The following is a 16,000-nucleotide window of genomic DNA, read 5'->3' on the forward strand; positions in this document are numbered from 1 at the left end:
CTCGGCCGACGGCAGAACACTGCCGCGGCGGCCTCGTCGATCTCGATGTGCCGGCAGGCGCCGGTCACCGTGACGCGCACGACGTCAGTTCAGCGGGCACCTCGTGAGCAGCGTCGCGCTGTCCGCGCCGGCCGGGCGGCGCACGGTGTGGTCGGCCGGGGGCTGGGACTTGCCGCCCAGCCACTTCTCCATGGAGGCGAAGGCGGAGCGGTAGCAGGGGACGATCGGGCGGAGCCTGTCGGGGAAGGTGTCGACGAGGGAGTCGACGTGGGTGCCGTCCTCGATGCGGTAGTAGTGCAGCAGCGCGCCGCGCCCGGAGTCGTGCACCATGTCGGCGTAGACGTCGGAGTCCTTGCTGATGGGCAGCAGCACGTCGAGGGTGCCCTGAAGCGTGATGAGGGGTTTGCCGATGCGGCCGGTGAGCGCGATGCGGTCGACGGCGCGGCGGACCTCGGCGGGCCGGGACGCGTAGTCGTAGTCGGTGTCGCACCGCGGGGTGCCGGAGGCGCAGTAGGGGGTGCCGGCCTCGGTCGCTCCGTCGAAGTCCGGGTCGAGCTCCTCGCGGTAGATGCGCTGGGTCAGGTCCCAGTAGACCTTGTTGTGGTACGGCCACAGGAACTCGGAGCCGGCCGGGTATCCGGCTTTGTGCAGGGCCTTCTCGGCCTCTTCGGCTCCGTCGCCGCCGGCCGCGTAGGCCGGGTAGGCGCGCAGGGCCGGGGGCAGGAAGGTGAGCAGGTGGGGGCCTTCGGCACGCCACAGGGTGCCCTCCCAGTCGACGCCTCCGTCGTACAGCTCGGGGTGGTTCTCCAGCTGCCAGCGCACCAGGTAGCCGCCGTTCGACATGCCGGTGGCGAGGGTACGGACGGGTGGGCGGTGATAGCGCTGGGCGACGACGGTCCTGGCGGCGCGGGCGAGTTGGGTGACGCGGTCGTTCCACTCGGCGATGGCGTCGCCCGGCCGGTCGCCGTCGCGGTAGAAGGAGAGCCCGGTGTTGCCCTTGTCGGTGGCGGCGTAGGCGTAACCGCGGGCGAGGACCCAGTCGGCGATGGCGCGGTCGTTGGCGTACTGCTCGCGGTTGGCCGGGGTACCGGCGACGACCAGGCCCCCGTTCCAGTGGTCGGGCAGGCGGATGACGAACTGCGCGTCGTGGTTCCAGGCGTGGTTGGTGTTGGTGGTCGACGTGTCGGGGAAGTAGCCGTCGATCTGGATGCCGGGGACGCCGCTGGGTGCGGCCAGGTCCTTGGGGGTGAGTCCGGCGTAGTCGGCCGGGTCGGTGTGGCCCGAGGCGACGGTGCCCGCGGTGGTCAACTCGTCGAGACAGTCGGCCTGTTGGAGTTCCGCTCCCGGCACGTGGAGCTGGGCGCGGCCCGCGCAATGCCCGCCGGGGACGGTCGCGGGTGCCACCGCGGCGGAGGCGATGACGAGCGAACAGGCTCCGACGAGCGACAGGGCCGCGAGGGCGGCTCGTCTCGGCGGGGGCGGGGCGGTGACCGTGCGGAACGGGGGCATGCGGGTCCTCCAAGTCGCGGGGTGGGTACGGCCGGAGGCTAGGGGCGCGGTGCCGCCGCGGACATGTGTGGGCCCGCCATGGTGAGCGCCGCGTCCACAGCGTCGGACACCATGGCGGGCCGTTTCAGCGCCGTGCGGAGGGGGCGGCTGCCCGCCGAGTCCGAAGAACATGGCGATCCGGTGGGCGCACCGCGGGCCTCATGCCCGTGGAGCCGGCCCGGACGCACGCGACGGGCGACGTCCTGGAGAGTGGTGAGCCCCCTTGCGCGACGCGTCCGTCTCAGACCGCGAACGGGTCGCCGTCCGGGTCCCGGGCCACGACCGCCCGGCTGATGTCGTCCAGGCGCACCCGCCGGGACCGTGCGTGCCGGCGCAGTCTGTCGAAGGCGGTGCCGACGTCGGTCCGCCAGCGCTCCGCCAGGATCCCCTTGGCCTGCTCGATCAACACCCGGCTGGCCAGGGCGTGTTCGAGCTGGCCGACGGTTCTGCGGGCCGCTCCCATCGCCCGTCGGTGCGCGAGGCCGGTCCCGGCGGCGTCCGCCAGGGACTGGGCCGCGCGCATGCTCTCCTTCGAAGGCACCGACTCGGCGACGAAGAGGTTGAGGACGCCGAGGACCCGCGAGGACGCCCTGTGCCGCAGCGGCAGCGAGCCGATCGCGACGATCCCGAACTCGTCCGCCCAGGACGCGTACGCGGGCCATCGGTCCGCCGCCGCGGCCAGGTCGTCGACCACGACCGGCATCCCGGAGTGGAAGGCACCGGGGCCCGGGCCCTCCCCGCTGTCCGCGGCGACCGTCTGCAACATCCGAACGTCCGGGGCGGTGGCGGCCACCACCCGCAAAGCGCCTCCGTCATCTGCCAGCAGCACGCCGGCCTCGCGCACGCCGAAGTGGGCGGAACACCAGTGCGCCCACTCCTCCAAGACGGCGTCCTCCGCCGCCTCCTCGTCGAGCAGCTTGTCCACCAACTGAACCGCGGCATCAGCCAGTTGACGTTCGGCAGTTAAGTCGCTCAACAGTGCTCCCGCTCCTCGCATGGTCACGAAGCCCCACACTATGCAGTCTTCCGGTCGGCGCCTACCCGGCGGCCACCGGCATGTGCTGGCGGCGAATGCACCCGACTCCCGGCCCCACTGTCGACTGTTCGAATGCCAAGCAGGTGCGACGGTGCTTCCATGAAAGCTCAACAGACCACATCTGCGGGGATGTTGGGGAGCCAGTCCATGAGTACGCCGTCACAGCCGCAGTTCACCATCCACGTCATCGACACCGGCGACTCGGTGCTCCTGGCCGCGTGCGGAGAGCTCGACGTCCACACCGCGCCCGGTCTCGATCGCGCGCTGACCCCGCTGCACACGCGGCGCTGCGAACTCGACCTCTTCGACGTCCCGTTCGCCGATTCCAGCGGCATCAACCTGCTCATACGGCACCAGCGTCGGGCCGCCGCGGCGGGCGGCAGCCTCCACGTCATCGCCGTCAGCCGGCCCGTGCGTCGCGTCCTGGACATCTCCGGGACGAGTCACTGCCTGCTGCTCGACGCCGGGAAGCCTCCGCCGGAGACGGGCCCGGGCCCGTCCTGAACCGCGACCGCCATGGGTGGCCCGCACATGGGGCCCGCGCCCCGCCTGGCGCCCCCACATATGTCGGGGCCGGTCGGCGCGCGTCGATGATGCACGCCACATCGACGTCCCGGCCCGCCCTGGGGCCTGTCTCACCTGGAGCCAGTCGTCATGACAGAGCCGTACCGCCCGTTCGGAGCCGCCCATGTCCGCCGTCGCGCCCGAGGCGTCCGCCGCTGGGTCGCCGCCGCCGTGGGAGGCCTCGCCCTCACCGCCGGTCTGCTGGCCACCGCCCCGCAGGCGTCCGCCGCGGGCCTGACCCAGGTCACCGGGTTCGGGTCGAACCCCGGCAGCCTCTCCATGTACACGTACGCGCCTTCGGACCTGCCCGCCGACGCTCCGCTCGTGGTCGCCCTGCACGGGTGCACGCAGAGCGCGAGCGACTACTACGCCCACTCGGGCTGGCCGAAGTTCGCCGACAGCTACGGCTTCGCGCTGGTCTTCCCGCAGACCAGCAGTGCGAACAACGCCAACTCCTGCTTCAACTGGTTCCAGCCGGGCGACAGCGCGCGGGGCCAGGGCGAGGCCCTGTCCATCAAGCAGATGGTCGACAAGGCGGTCGAGCAGTACGGCAGTGACACCGGGCGGGTCTACATCACCGGCCTGTCGGCGGGCGCCGGCATGACCGCGAACCTGCTCGCCGCCTACCCCGACGTGTTCGCCGGCGGCTCCATCGACTCGGGGCTGCCCGCGTCCTGCGCGACGAGCACGTCCGCCGCCTACACCTGCATGTACAGCCCGCCGGACAGGACGCCTGCCCAGTGGGGCGATCTCGTACGCTCCGCCGCTCCCGCCGGCACCACGTCGTGGCCCCGGGTGGCGATCTGGCAGGGCACGGCGGACACCACCGTCGCCCCCGCCAACGCCGCCGAGCTGCGCGACCAGTGGACGAACGTGTGGGGCACCGGGCAGACCCCGTCCCGCACCGAGAGCCTCAGCGGCGGCACCACGCTCAGCGTCTACGACGACTCCGCGGGCACGCCCGCCGTCGAGGTCTACTCGGTCTCCGGCATGGCGCACGGCCTGGCCGTCGACCCGGGCACGGGCGCCGAGCAGTGCGGCACCACCGGTACCTACTACCTGGACACCATCTGCTCCAGCTACCACACCGCCCGGTTCTGGGGCCTCGACGGCGCCGGGGGCGACAACGGGAACCCCGGCTCCCTGCCCGCCCCCACGGGCCTCGCCGTCTCCGGGACGACCGACACCACCGCCTCCGTGAAGTGGAACGCGGTGGACGGCGCGGCCTCCTACACCGTCTACCGCGACGGGTCGAAGGTCGGCACCACGGCCTCTTCCCCGTACACCGACACCGGGCTCGCCATCGGCACGACGTACGCCTACACGGTGGCCGCCGTCGATTCCGCCGGCGCCGCCGGTCCGGCCTCCGCATCGGTGTCCGCGACGACCACGGGGTACACACCCACCTGCTTCACGGCGAGCAACTACCAGCACACGGTGGCCGGCCGCGCCCACCAGAGCGGCGGCTACACCTACGCCAACGGCTCCGACCAGGCGATGGGGCTGTGGAACACCCTGACCACACACACCCTCAAGGAGACGGCGCCCGGCTATTACGTCATCGCCGACGCCGGTTGCTCCGCCTGACGATCACGGTCCTGGACGAGGGCCCGGGCGGCGGTCCCTTCGGTCACGGCAGGGACCGCAGGGGCGGGTGCTGCGTGGTGATCCCCGAGGGCTGGAGCAGGGGCGGCGGTTCGGGGCCGGGGTCCTCGGTGACGACGACACCGGCGGCCGCGTGGTCGAAGCCGGCCGGCCAGCGCGTGTGCTCGCTGGCCAGCGCGCCGGTCAGCCGTGCCTGGAACAGGTCGGCGGTGCGCAGGTCGCAGCCGCGCACATCGGCCAGGCGCAGGTCGGCGTGGCGGAAGACGGCGCCGCCGGCGTCGGCCTTGCGCAGGTTCGCCTCGCGCAGATCGGCCTCGGTGAAGTCCGCGTCCCGCAGGTCCGTCTCGACCAGCCGGGCGCCCCGCAGGTCGGACAGAACGCAGCGGGCCCGGCGCAGGATCGCCGTCTTGAGGTCGGCGTGCCGCAGGTTGACGGAGACGAGAGAGGCCTGCGTCAGGTTGGCGTGGTAGAGGCCCGCCGCCTCCATGCAGGACCGGTCGAGATTGACCTCGTGCAGCCACAGTCCGTCGCAGTCGGCCCGGCGCAGGTCCGTGACGCCGAGGTTGACCCAGGACTGCTGCCGGGGTTCCAGCAGCAACACGCCGAGCCCGGTCAGCGCCACCTGGGCGTCGGGGGCACGGACCTCCAGCGGCGCGACGTCGTTGATCGGCGCGTCCGGCGCCGGAGCCTCCGGTCCCGCGGGCGGCCACGGCAGGTGGGTCCGCAGGTATGCGGCCTGGATGGAGACGACGGCCTCGCGGTCACGGGCGGAGTGCTCCGCGATCCGCCACAGCGCGTGGAGTCCGCCGATGCGTGTTTCCACCTTGTCGCTGCCGAGCTGATCGACGGCTGTGCTGAACCGGTCGGTGATGTAGCCCTCCCGGGTGGCGCGCAACCCGTCCTGGCTGACCCGCAGTTGCCGCCACGTGGCGATCGCGCCGAACAGCACGACCACGCCGCCCACGGCCTGGAGAAGGGTCGTACGGACGTCGTTCACCGCTTTGAGCCGGTCCTGCGCGGCGACGCTCGCCCCGGCGAGATCGTGGTCGACCACCACGCCCGGCAGGACGACGAGCACCGCGCCGAGAACGGCCACCCCCGCCGCCCCGGCCAAGAGGGCCGCGATCGCTCGCTGTCCGGCCCGCCGCTCGCGCCACGGCCTGCGACCGTGGCGCCGATCCCCCGTCTCCATGGGCATGGGAGCCTAGGCGCCGCTCACAAAGTGATCAAGGTGTACGACTTCGGGCCCGGGCTCGTGACGTCCGCTCCCCCAAGGTTGATACTTCCGGCACGTACCTTGTGTCGTACTCACCCATATCCGCATCCGACCCCACCGCCCCCTCCAGAGCAGTCCTCAGGAGACACCAGTGAAGATGTTGATCAACGTGGCCGAGAACGTCGTCGCCGACGCCCTGCGTGGCATGGCCGCAGCCCACCCCGAACTGAACGTGGACGTCGAGAACCGGGTGATCGTGCGGCGGGACGCGCCCGTCGCCGGGAAGGTGGCGCTGGTGTCGGGCGGCGGGTCCGGGCACGAGCCGTTGCACGGCGGGTTCGTGGGGCCCGGGATGCTGTCGGCGGCCTGCCCTGGCGAGGTGTTCACGTCGCCCGTGCCCGATCAGATGGTGCGGGCCGCCGCCGCGGTGGACAGCGGGGCGGGCGTGCTGTTCATCGTCAAGAACTACACCGGCGACGTGCTCAACTTCGACATGGCCGCCGAACTCGCCGAGGACGAGGGCGTGTCCGTCGCCAAGGTCCTCGTGAACGACGACGTCGCCGTCACCGACAGCCTGTACACCGCAGGGCGGCGCGGCACCGGGGCGACGCTGTTCGTGGAGAAGATCGCGGGGGCCGCCGCCGAGGAGGGTCAGCCGCTGGAGCGCGTCGAGGCCATCGCCCGTCAGGTGAACGAGAGCTCACGGAGTTTCGGGGTGGCGCTCAGCGCGTGCAGCACCCCCGCGAAGGGGTCGCCGACCTTCGATCTGCCGCCCGGCGAACTGGAGTTGGGCATCGGCATCCACGGCGAGCCGGGGCGCGAGCGGCGTTCCATGATGACGTCGGGGGAGATCGCCGACTTCGCCGTCAACGCCGTCCTGGAGGACCTCCACCCCACCAGCCCCGTGCTCGCGCTCGTCAACGGCATGGGCGCCACTCCCCTGTTGGAGCTCTACGGGTTCAACGCCGAGGTGCAGCGCGTCCTCGGCGAGCGCGGGGTGCCCGTCGCCCGCACCCTCGTCGGCAACTACGTGACGTCGCTCGACATGGCCGGTGCCTCCGTCACGCTCTGCCAGGTGGACGAGGAACTGCTGCGGCTGTGGGACGCGCCGGTCAGCACGGCGGCCCTGCGCTGGGGCAGGTGAGTCCCGCGGTACGTGTCGATCGGCTCAACGCATCTACCAAGCAAGGAGATCCTGTGCTCGACGCCGATTTCTTCCGGCGCTGGATGGCGGCTACCGCGACCGCCGTGGACCGTGAGGCCGCCCGTCTCACCGAACTCGACTCGCCGATCGGCGACGCCGACCACGGCAGCAATCTGCAGCGCGGTTTCACGGCCGTGCGCGCCGTCCTCGACAAGGACGCGCCGGACACGCCGGGCGCCGTACTCACCCTCGCCGGACGGCAGTTGATCTCGACCGTCGGCGGTGCGTCGGGTCCGCTGTACGGGACGCTGCTGCGGCGCACCGGCAAGGCGCTCGGGGACGCGGCAGAGGTGAGCAAGGCCGATCTCGCGCAGGCGCTGCGCGTCGGTGTCGACGCCGTCGCCGCGCTCGGCGGGGCCGCGCCCGGCGACAAGACGATGCTGGACGCGCTCGTCCCGGCCGTGGACGCGCTGGACGGCGGCGACTTCGCGGCGGCGCGGTCGGCGGCCGAGCACGGGGCCGAGGCGACGACCCCGCTCCAGGCGCGCAAGGGGCGGGCGAGCTATCTGGGCGAGCGCAGCATCGGGCATCAGGATCCGGGCGCGACGTCGTCGGCGCTCCTGGTCGGGGCGCTCGCCGAGGCCGCGGGGGACGCCTCGTGAACGCCCCCGACAAGGCGGTCGGCGTCGTCCTCGTCTCGCACAGCCGGGAGGTCGCCGAGTCCGTGGCGCGTCTCGCGGCGGGGCTCGCGGGCGGCGGGTCGACGGCGCCGGTCGCGGCGGCGGGCGGCACCGAGGACGGCGGCCTCGGCACCAGCAGCGAACTCATCGCGGCCGCCGCCGCGCAGGTGGACCGGGGCGCGGGCGTGGCCGTCCTCGTCGACCTCGGCAGCGCGGTGCTCACCGTGAAGGCGCTGCTCGCCGAGGGCGATGAACTCCCCGACGGCACCCGCCTGGTGGACGCCCCGTTCGTGGAGGGCGCGGTCGCCGCCGTCGTCTCGGCGTCGGCCGGGGCGGACCTCGACGCGGTCGTGGCGGCGGCCGGGGAGGCGTATGCGTACCGCAAGGAGTGACGTCGGCTACCGCCGCTTCAGCAGGTCGCGGAGGGCGTCGGCGACGAGCGTCGGCGCCTCCTCGGCCATGAAGTGCCCGCAGGGGACGGTGCGGTGGTCGAGGTCGTCGGCCCAGGCACGCCAGCGGGCCGTGGCGTCGAACCCGAGGGCCGTGCCCCAGTCCTGCTGGAGCACGGTCACCGGCATCCGCAGCCGGTTCCCCGCCGCGCGGTCCGCCTCGTCGTGGGCGAGGTCGATGCCGGCGGTGGCCCGGAAGTCGGCGACGATCGAGGGGACGGCTGCGCGGCAGGCGGCCAGGTAGTGGGCGCGTACGTCGTCGGGGATCGCGTCGCCCGAACCCGCCCACAGGTCGAGGAAGTGGCCGAAGTACGCGTCCGCGCTCGCCGCGATCATCGCTTCCGGCAGGCCGGGCGGCTGCGCCATCAGGTAGAGGTGGAAGCCGACCGCGCCGAACGCGCCGTGCAGGACGTCCCAGGTGTCGAACGTCGGCATGGCGTCCAGCGACGCCAGGTGCGTGATCGCCTCCGGGTGGTCTAGCCCGGCACGGATCGCGACGAGCGCGCCCCGGTCGTGCCCGGCGAGCGCGAACCGCTCGTGGCCGAGCGCGCGGGCGAGCGCCACGACGTCGGCGGCCATGGTGCGCTTGGCGTACGTGTCGGGCGAGGTCTCGGCGGGCTTGTCGCTGGCGCCGTAGCCGCGCAGGTCAGGGCAGATGACGGTGTGCTCGGCGGCGAGATCGGCGGCGACGTGCCGCCACATCAGGTGCGTCTGCGGGAAGCCGTGCAGGAGCACGAGCGGGGCGCCGCTGCCGCCGACGGCGACGTTCAGGGCGACGCCGTCGGCGACGGTGACGCGCTGCTGCGTGAAGCCGGGAATCTGGGGATCGGTGCTGGTCACGGGGTTCCTTCGCGGGGAGGGCGGGTGGCGTGGACCAGCTTCGTACGCACGGATCAGCAAACGATCAGTACGGGGATCAGTACGTGAATCAGTACGCGTATCAGTAAGCGGATCAGTACGGCGCCGAGTACGGGGACTGGTGCGGGGCCGGTGCGCGGACCGGCCCCGGGTCGGCCCGCCGGGCCGCCTCCGCGTCGCTCCGTAAGATCGAGGGCGTATGAGCGAGGAGAACGAAGCGGTGACGTTCGGCGTGCTGGGGCCCCTGGTCGCGGCCGACGCCCGGGGGCCCCTCGCGCTCAAGGGGCCGCGCCATCGCGCCGTCCTCGCCCGGCTGCTCGTCGCGAAGGGCCGGGTCGTGCCCGCGTCCCGGCTGGTCGACGACCTGTGGGAGGAGCCGCCCGCGCGGGCGCTCGGGGCGCTCCGCACGTTCGTGTCGGATCTGCGCCGCGCGCTGGAGCCGGGGCGTGCGGCCCGGCAGCCCGCGCGCCTGCTCGTGACCGTCGGCCCCGGCTACGCGCTGCGCACCGAGGACGGGGCGGTCGACGCGGACCGCTTCGAGGCGGCGGTGACGGCGGCCGGGCAGGACCTCGGCGACGCGACGGCGGCCGGGCGCGCCCTCACCTCGCTCGACGCGGCGCTGGCGCTGTGGCGCGGGCCCGCCTATGCGGAATGCGCCGACGAGCCGTGGGCGCGGGCCGAGGCGGAGCGCCTGGCGGAGCTGCGCCGTCTCGCGCTCGAACGGCGGGCGCGGGCGCTGCTCGCGCTCGGCAGGGCGGCCGACGCGGTGCCGGACCTGGAGGTGCACACCGCCGCGTCGCCTTGGCGGGAGGACGCATGGCGACTGCTCGCCCTCGCCCTGTACCGCACGGGCCGCCAGGGCGAGGCCCTGAACGTGCTGCGCAGGGCGCGCCGCGTGCTCGCCGACGACCTGGGTCTCGACCCGGGCCCGGCGCTGCGGAGGCTGGAGACGGAGGTGCTCGCCCAGTCGGCACACCTGCTGCCGCCGACTCGTGCGGTCCCCGAACTCGTGGGCCGCGATGCCGAGTTGGCGGCGCTCCAGGGTGCCGCCGACGACGCGAAGGGCGCCTCGCACCGGTCCGTCGCCCTGGTGACGGGCATCGCGGGCGCGGGCAGGACGGCCCTGCTGCGGGAGACGGCCCGACGCCTCGCCGAGCAGGGGTGGCGGGTCGCGCGCGGCCCGTGGCCGGAGATCTTCGCCACGCTGGGCGTCCCCGATCCCCTGACCGCGGACGGCGGTTCGGGTCCGCACGTGGACCCGGTGGCGGCGCGGGCGCGAGCCCACCGCGCGGCGGTGTCCTCCCTCGCCGACGCCGCCGCGGCGGCCCCGCTGCTGCTCCTCCTGGACGATCTGCACGAGGCGGGCGAGGAGACGCACGGGCTGCTCGCAGCGGTGCTCGGCGAGAACGCGCGGGCCGCGTTCGAGGGCCGGGCCGTGCTGGTCGTGGCGGCCTGCCGGGACACCGCCGCCGACGCGGATCCGCTTCTTGCCGCCACGTTGGCGCGGCTCGCCCGCACCGACCCGGTACGGGTTGCGCTGTCCGGCCTGGACGAGGCGGCGGTCGGCGCGCTGGTGCGGGCCACAGCAGGCCCGCGGACGCACGTACCGGACGCGACAGCGCGGACGGTTTGGCGGCGCAGCGCCGGAAACCCCTTCTACGTAAAGGAGTTGGCGCATCTCGTCGCCCGGCACGGCCCCGACGCCCCGGAGTCGGCGGTGCCGGACGGCGTACGGGACGTGGTGCGCGCACGGCTCGACGGGCTGGTGCGGGACCACAGGACCGTCCTGCACCAGGCGGCGGTGCTCACCGGCCCCGGCTCCGACGCGCTCGCCGTGGACGCCGAAGTGCTGGCCGAGCTGACCGGCCTCGACGGGCCGTCCCTCACCGACGCCCTGGAGGCGGGCCTCGGCCTCGGCTTCCTCGAGGAGCGGCCCGGGCTGCGGTTCGCGCACGCGCTCGTACGGGACACGCTGTACGAGGACGTGTCCGGGCCGCGCCGAGCGCAGTGGCACGCGGCGGCCGGGGCCGCTCTGGAGCGGGTCCGCCCCGACGCGGTGGAGGCGCTCGCCCGGCACTTCCTGGCGGCGGGGACGCGGGCCACGGCGCTCCCGGGTGCCCGGTACGCGGCGGCCGCGGCCGAACGCGCCGAACACCGCTTCGCACCGCACGAGGCCGAGCGGCTGTGGGCCGCCGCCCTCTCGGCGTACGACCGCGCGGGCGAGGACCACCCGCGCACACGCCTTCGGCTGCTCATGGGCCGGGCACGCGCGCTGGCCGTGACGGGCCGTCTTCCCGAGGCCCGCGCCGCGCGCGCCCAGGCCCTGACCGCGGCCGAGACCCTGGGCGACCCGCAGCTGACGGCGTCCGTCCTGACGGCGTTCGACGTGCCGGCGAACTGGCCCCGCAACGACGACGAGGACCTGTCGGCCCGCATCGCCTCGGCGACGGAGCGCACCCTCGCGGCCCTCAAGGACGCCCCGGCGAGCGTGCGCAGCCGCCTGCTGAGCACCCTCGCCCTGGAGCTGCGCGGCACCGCCGGACCGCGCGGAGCCGAGGCCGCCCGCGAGGCGGTGGCGCTGGCCCGCCCCCTTGCGGACCCGGCGCTGCTCGCGCTCGCCCTCAACGCCCGCTGGCTGCACACCTTCCACCGCACGGGCCTGTCCCCCGAACGCGCCGCGATCGGGCGGGAGTTGGTGGACCTGGGCGCCCGCCACGACCTGGTCACCTACGAGGTCCTCGGCCACCTCGTCCTCCTCCAGTCCGCCTGCGCCCTCGCGCGCTTCGATGAAGCGGACCGACACGCGGCGGCGGCCGACCGGCTCGGCGACCGGTACGAGCTGCCGGTGGTCGGCGCGTTCACCGCCGCGTACACGGCCCTGCGCGCTGCCGTACGGGCAGAGGCCTCGGCCGGGGCCGAGCTGGCCGAGGCGCTGGCCCGGCTGGAGGCGAGCGGCATGCCGGGGGTGACGGACGGTCTCGCCGCCTTCGCCCGCTTCTCCCTGATGCCCCGTCACGCACCGGCTCCCGATGCGGACTTCGGCCCGTACGACCCGTGGGTGCGCCCCGCCACTCACCGTGCGGGGGCGCCCGTTTCTCCGCACGACCTGTTCCACGAGGCGCGGCTGTGCCTGGCCGCGCGCGGCGCCATCGAGGCGGGTGACACCGAGACCGCCGCGAGCCTGCACACCGAACTGCTGCCCGCGGAAGGGGAGTTGGCGGGTGCGGGCAGCGGCCTGTGCGCCTTCGGCCCCGTCGCGCTGGACCTCGGCGACCTGGACGCGTTCCTCGGGCGCCCGGATGCCGCCCGCGCGCACTGGCGCCGGGCGCTGGCCCTCGCGCGGCAGGCGGGCGCCCCGGCCTGGGAGGCCGAAGTGCGCGCCCGCCTGCGCCGAACCGTACTCAGGACTTCTTGACGAAGACGAGCACCTCCGTGGTGCCGACGCCCAGGGGTGCCAGGAAACTGGCCTCCAAGTGGCAGCCGAGCGAGGAGAAGAGGTCCACACAGGTCCCGCGCGGCATGGCGGCCGGGTAGGAGTCGTGTCCCGCACCGCCCTTCGTCGCCCACGTGCGCACCGTGTCCGGGTCGAGGCAGGTCTCGGTCATGACGTCGAAGACGATCCGGCCACCGGGTCGCGTGACGCGCGCCATCTCGAAGAAGTAGCGGACGGAGCCGAGGAAGGTCAGGGTGTTGAACACCTTGTGGGCCTGGACGAGGTCCACGCTGTCGTCGGGTGTCGGGGCGAGGCTGCACTCGGCGGTCGGGCGGGCGACCGCCCCGTAGGTGCGCACCAGGTGGTCGGCCCAGGGCGTCGCCGTCTCGTAGATCTCGTAGCGTTCCGGTGAGCACTCCTGGAGGGTCCGTTCCAGGTAGCGCCCTGACCCCGGGCCGATCTCCAGGACGGTGGCGGGCTCGGCGTCGAACACGCCCAGCCCGCGGAGTTCGTCGATGGTGGACCGGGTGGCGCCGGGCGTCCCGTTCATGACCTCGTCGAGGTAGTCGCCGACGGGCATACCGGCCGCCCGCGCGGCGCGCATCGTCGCCTCGAACGGAAGGAAGTCATCCACCCCTCCCCGGTTGTCGGTGCTGCGCACGATGTCGTATCCCGTACGCGCGAGGAGGCGTTTGACCCTCGTTTTCCATGGACCGAATACAGCGGTGGACATACGGATTCCCCCCTGACGCGCACCCGCTCGGAGGCGGGATCACGCGTACTGACATGAACGTATATGGAACGGAGAAAGGTCACCGGCCGGCGGGACGACGCGCGCGGAGCCCGCGCTCAGACGGTGCCGGGCACGGCAGGCGGCGGGCCTCTTCGAGCGAGGTCACCCGCCAGGAAGAGGGTGCCGGGCGACGCCGGCACCGGTCTGATGCCCGTACGCCGCACGGGGCCGTCGAGGGCCAGGCCGGGCGGCGTCAGGACCGGGGCGAGCAGTCTGCGCAGCAGCGCACACAGCGCCCGCGCCCGGCGCTCCAGCGCGATCAGCACCCGACGACGCCTGAGGGCGACGCCGTGCAGCAGGACCGCGAACAGCCCCGCGTCGGCGTCGGCCATCGGCACCTGGCGCGGCACACTGCCGCGACGGCGCAGACGGGACGGACGCCTCGAACCCCCCATGACTCACCCATGATGGGGCGCAAGGCGCGTTCTGTCATCACCGTCCCGCAACTCGGCCGAGCGGTGCTCGGCCGGTCAACTGAGCGCCTACGCACGCCAGTTCGGGCGTCAGCCGGCGCGCAGGAGCTTGCGCGCTGCGGCCTCACCGGCGGCGACGGCCGAGCGGTGATTCTCGATGGGGCGGGCGGCGGCGCCCGGGAAGAGGATGTACGTCACCTCGTTCCCGGCGCCGCCCCGCACCGGGTCGGGATTGATGCCGAGGGCGCGCGCGGCGGCGTACGACGCCTCGCCGATGAGGTCGGTGGGGCCGGTGTCGCCGACGACGGCGTACAGGACCTTCCCGCGGTGGACGATCGCGCCGACCGTGCCGCCGCGCACGCCCGAGCGGTACGGGTTCCAGCGGCGGCTGGAGCCGGGCACGACGATGTACGGCAGGGTCTCGGCGCTCAAGTGCCGCCCGTCGGACTGCTGGTAGGCCGTCGCGTTGAGGAAGAACGGGTCGGTGCGGCGGTTGCAGTGGCGGCCCGCGCGGCCGTCGCAGTCGACGTCCAGATCGGCCTTCCAGTGCACGGCTCCGCGCGTGGCGCACACCGGGACGTTCGCGCGGGCGCCGTCGTCCGAGCGGTAGCGGCCGTGCGAGATCTGGCGGCAGCCGCGGACGGCCGCGAGCAGGTCGACGGCGCGAACACCCCCTTCCCGCACGGCGGGTACGGCTGGTGCGGTACCGGGAGCACGGGGGGTGTCGGCTCGGACCGCTGTCGGGAGCAGGGCCGCGGGCGCGAGGAGGGCCGCGCCACAGACGGCGGCGAGGGCCAGGGAGCGAGGGTGCACGGGGAGACGCCTTCGGTCGGGGACGGTGGCGAGGGTGCCGCGGGCCGGGGGCAGGGGGTGCGGGGACGACGGCAACCGGACATGGATCACCAATCTGGTTCCACCGGGGCGCGCCGTCCACCGCTCGGGGGCCGGACGGGCGCCCCTTGAGCGCGCACACCCTCTTGATGAGGACCCGTCACCCGTGCCATACAGGTCTGAACCAATCTCGCTCCGAGCGGAAGGCACGCCCGTGCGACGCGTCCCCCCACGCACTCTGCTCCCCCGCGCGGCCTGCGCCGCGGCGCTCACCCTCGGCCTCGCCGGGTGCGGCCTGATGCCGGGCGGCGACGACGCGGACGACGGGCCGCCGCTGTCGGCGCCGACCGGCATCACCGCACAGGCCGGCAGCGCCACGTCCGTGCACGTGATGTGGAACCGCCCGACGGGCACCGCACCGGTCGCCGGGTACGAGGTGTACCGGGGGTCCGTCCGCGTCCGGAAGCTGGCCGCCGACCGGCACATGGTGGACGTCACCGGGCTGCGCCCCACGTCCCGTTACGTCTTCACGGTCCGCGCCCGCGGCACGGACGGCGACCTGGGCCCGGCCGGCCGCGCCGTCACGGTCACCACGCCGGCGGCGGTCGCACAGGACCGGTCCGCGCCGACCCGGCCGAGCGGGCTGCGCGGCCGGGCGGACGGCGGCCGGGCCGTGTCGCTGTCGTGGGGAAAGGCGTCCGACGACCGGGGCGTGGTCTCGTACGACGTCTACCAGGGCACCACGAAGATCCACAGCGTGACCGGGAAGGAGACGCGCGCCCTGCTGACCGGGCTGCGGCCGGGCACCGCCTACTCCTTCACGGTGCGGGCGCGCGACGCGGCCGACCACGTCTCGCCGCCGAGCACGGCTGTGCGGATCACCACCTCGGGCGCCAAGGACAAGGACGTCGAACGGGGCACGGCGCCCGGAGACTTCCGCGTGACGGCCCGGCGGTCGGACGGCGCGTACTACCTCGACCTGACCTGGACGCCGCCGCGCACCGGCGGCGAGGTCCCCGCCTATCAGGTCTTCCTCGACGGGAAGCAGGCGACGACCGTCATGTGGGGTGAGGACGCGCCCAAGGACGCGGCGAAGTACAGCTTCTACATCGGCGAGGACGCGGGCGACCGGCACCGGGTGAAGATCCGTGCGCAGTTGCCCGACGGAACGTGGGGGGCGTTCTCGGTGGAGCGGGCGGTGACCACGCACTCCTGAGCCGGCCCCGCGCGGCGTCACGCACGTGAGCGTCGCCGCGCCCCGCCCCCGCGCCCGCCCAGCGGGATCAGCGGCTCCGGACGACGACGGAGTCCTGACGCTCCGCCAGTTCCCTCGCGGCCTTCGTGAAGGCGCGGCAGGTGGTGACGGGCAGGGCGACGGCACGAACGGGCCCGGGGCGTGACGCCCCGGGCCCGTTCCCCGTCGCGGTCGC

Annotated in this window: 14 protein-coding genes; 7 read left to right on the plus strand and 7 right to left on the minus strand. The window is 74.1% G+C overall.

Annotated elements, in window-relative coordinates:
- Positions 1-84: 84 nt before the first annotated feature.
- Both AB0L37_RS22985 and AB0L37_RS22990 read right to left on the minus strand, forming a co-directional pair.
- Entirely contained in the window at positions 85-1,509 is a 1,425-nt protein-coding gene (locus AB0L37_RS22985) for a tannase/feruloyl esterase family alpha/beta hydrolase (RefSeq protein ID WP_365508413.1), read from the minus strand.
- Between the two features lie 280 nt (positions 1,510-1,789).
- Positions 1,790-2,545 (minus strand): GAF and ANTAR domain-containing protein, encoded by a 756-nt coding sequence (locus AB0L37_RS22990; RefSeq protein WP_365508751.1) that lies wholly within the window; start codon positions 2,543-2,545, stop codon positions 1,790-1,792.
- 186 nt (positions 2,546-2,731) lie between these two features.
- Here AB0L37_RS22990 and AB0L37_RS22995 point away from each other — a divergent pair, with 186 nt between their 5' ends.
- Positions 2,732-3,088, plus strand: a complete 357-nt coding sequence (locus AB0L37_RS22995; protein WP_365508416.1) for an STAS domain-containing protein — start codon at positions 2,732-2,734, stop codon at positions 3,086-3,088.
- 150 nt (positions 3,089-3,238) lie between these two features.
- Positions 3,239-4,735 carry a PHB depolymerase family esterase gene (locus tag AB0L37_RS23000; protein WP_365508418.1) on the plus strand — a complete coding sequence of 499 codons (1,497 nt, stop codon included), beginning with the start codon at positions 3,239-3,241 and terminating at the stop codon, positions 4,733-4,735.
- A 43-nt stretch (positions 4,736-4,778) separates the two neighbouring features.
- Here AB0L37_RS23000 and AB0L37_RS23005 read toward each other — a convergent pair whose 3' ends face one another.
- Positions 4,779-5,945: a pentapeptide repeat-containing protein gene (locus AB0L37_RS23005; RefSeq protein ID WP_365508421.1), complete on the minus strand. Its 1,167-nt coding sequence runs from the start codon at positions 5,943-5,945 to the stop codon at positions 4,779-4,781.
- 175 nt (positions 5,946-6,120) lie between these two features.
- On the opposite strand from AB0L37_RS23005, the gene dhaK reads away from it, so the two are divergent.
- Genes dhaK through AB0L37_RS23020 form a run of 3 tightly spaced genes read left to right on the plus strand, consistent with a single transcriptional unit; the run spans position 6,121 to position 8,185 of the window.
- A complete protein-coding gene (gene dhaK, locus AB0L37_RS23010) occupies positions 6,121-7,113 on the plus strand; it encodes a dihydroxyacetone kinase subunit DhaK (RefSeq protein ID WP_365508423.1) in 993 nt (330 codons plus the stop codon).
- A 53-nt stretch (positions 7,114-7,166) separates the two neighbouring features.
- Positions 7,167-7,775 carry a dihydroxyacetone kinase subunit DhaL gene (dhaL, locus tag AB0L37_RS23015; RefSeq protein ID WP_365508426.1) on the plus strand — a complete coding sequence of 203 codons (609 nt, stop codon included), beginning with the start codon at positions 7,167-7,169 and terminating at the stop codon, positions 7,773-7,775.
- A complete protein-coding gene (locus tag AB0L37_RS23020; protein ID WP_365508428.1) occupies positions 7,772-8,185 on the plus strand; it encodes a PTS fructose transporter subunit IIA in 414 nt (137 codons plus the stop codon). Before dhaL ends, AB0L37_RS23020 begins: the two co-directional genes overlap by 4 nt.
- Before the next feature lie 6 nt (positions 8,186-8,191).
- Here the strand turns inward: AB0L37_RS23020 and AB0L37_RS23025 are convergent, their stop codons facing one another.
- Positions 8,192-9,082 carry an alpha/beta hydrolase gene (locus AB0L37_RS23025; RefSeq protein WP_365508431.1) on the minus strand — a complete coding sequence of 297 codons (891 nt, stop codon included), beginning with the start codon at positions 9,080-9,082 and terminating at the stop codon, positions 8,192-8,194.
- A 217-nt stretch (positions 9,083-9,299) separates the two neighbouring features.
- Here AB0L37_RS23025 and AB0L37_RS23030 point away from each other — a divergent pair, with 217 nt between their 5' ends.
- Complete coding sequence (locus AB0L37_RS23030) at positions 9,300-12,515, plus strand: BTAD domain-containing putative transcriptional regulator (protein ID WP_365508434.1); 3,216 nt, start codon at positions 9,300-9,302, stop codon at positions 12,513-12,515.
- Here the strand turns inward: AB0L37_RS23030 and AB0L37_RS23035 are convergent.
- From AB0L37_RS23035 to AB0L37_RS23045, 3 genes are all read right to left on the minus strand, one after another.
- Complete coding sequence (locus tag AB0L37_RS23035; RefSeq protein ID WP_365508437.1) at positions 12,502-13,266, minus strand: methyltransferase domain-containing protein; 765 nt, start codon at positions 13,264-13,266, stop codon at positions 12,502-12,504. The genes AB0L37_RS23030 and AB0L37_RS23035 overlap by 14 nt on opposite strands.
- A gap of 116 nt (positions 13,267-13,382) precedes the next feature.
- Entirely contained in the window at positions 13,383-13,658 is a 276-nt protein-coding gene (locus AB0L37_RS23040; protein ID WP_365508439.1) for a hypothetical protein, read from the minus strand.
- Positions 13,659-13,829: 171 nt separating this feature from the next.
- Positions 13,830-14,552: a glycoside hydrolase family 75 protein gene (locus AB0L37_RS23045; protein WP_365508442.1), complete on the minus strand. Its 723-nt coding sequence runs from the start codon at positions 14,550-14,552 to the stop codon at positions 13,830-13,832.
- 316 nt (positions 14,553-14,868) lie between these two features.
- Here AB0L37_RS23045 and AB0L37_RS23050 point away from each other — a divergent pair, with 316 nt between their 5' ends.
- Positions 14,869-15,786, plus strand: coding sequence for a fibronectin type III domain-containing protein (locus AB0L37_RS23050; protein WP_365508754.1), 918 nt, complete (start codon positions 14,869-14,871; stop codon positions 15,784-15,786).
- Positions 15,787-16,000: the final 214 nt, after the last annotated feature.

It is taken from the genome of Streptomyces sp. NPDC052225, assembly GCF_040679615.1.
Lineage (GTDB): Bacteria > Actinomycetota > Actinomycetes > Streptomycetales > Streptomycetaceae > Streptomyces.

What these genes read in the sequence shown, in the direction of transcription:
- AB0L37_RS22985 (WP_365508413.1), bottom strand. Translation starts at nt 1,509, where the DNA reads ATGCCCCCGTTCCGCACGGTCACCGCCCCGCCCCCGCCGAGACGAGCC.
- AB0L37_RS22990 (WP_365508751.1), bottom strand. Translation starts at nt 2,545, where the DNA reads ATGCGAGGAGCGGGAGCACTGTTGAGCGACTTAACTGCCGAACGTCAA.
- AB0L37_RS23035 (WP_365508437.1), bottom strand. Translation starts at nt 13,266, where the DNA reads ATGTCCACCGCTGTATTCGGTCCATGGAAAACGAGGGTCAAACGCCTC.
- AB0L37_RS23000 (WP_365508418.1), top strand. Translation starts at nt 3,239, where the DNA reads ATGACAGAGCCGTACCGCCCGTTCGGAGCCGCCCATGTCCGCCGTCGC.
- AB0L37_RS23050 (WP_365508754.1), top strand. Translation starts at nt 14,869, where the DNA reads ATGCCGGGCGGCGACGACGCGGACGACGGGCCGCCGCTGTCGGCGCCG.
- AB0L37_RS23030 (WP_365508434.1), top strand. Translation starts at nt 9,300, where the DNA reads ATGAGCGAGGAGAACGAAGCGGTGACGTTCGGCGTGCTGGGGCCCCTG.
- AB0L37_RS22995 (WP_365508416.1), top strand. Translation starts at nt 2,732, where the DNA reads ATGAGTACGCCGTCACAGCCGCAGTTCACCATCCACGTCATCGACACC.
- AB0L37_RS23040 (WP_365508439.1), bottom strand. Translation starts at nt 13,658, where the DNA reads ATGGCCGACGCCGACGCGGGGCTGTTCGCGGTCCTGCTGCACGGCGTC.
- AB0L37_RS23005 (WP_365508421.1), bottom strand. Translation starts at nt 5,945, where the DNA reads ATGGAGACGGGGGATCGGCGCCACGGTCGCAGGCCGTGGCGCGAGCGG.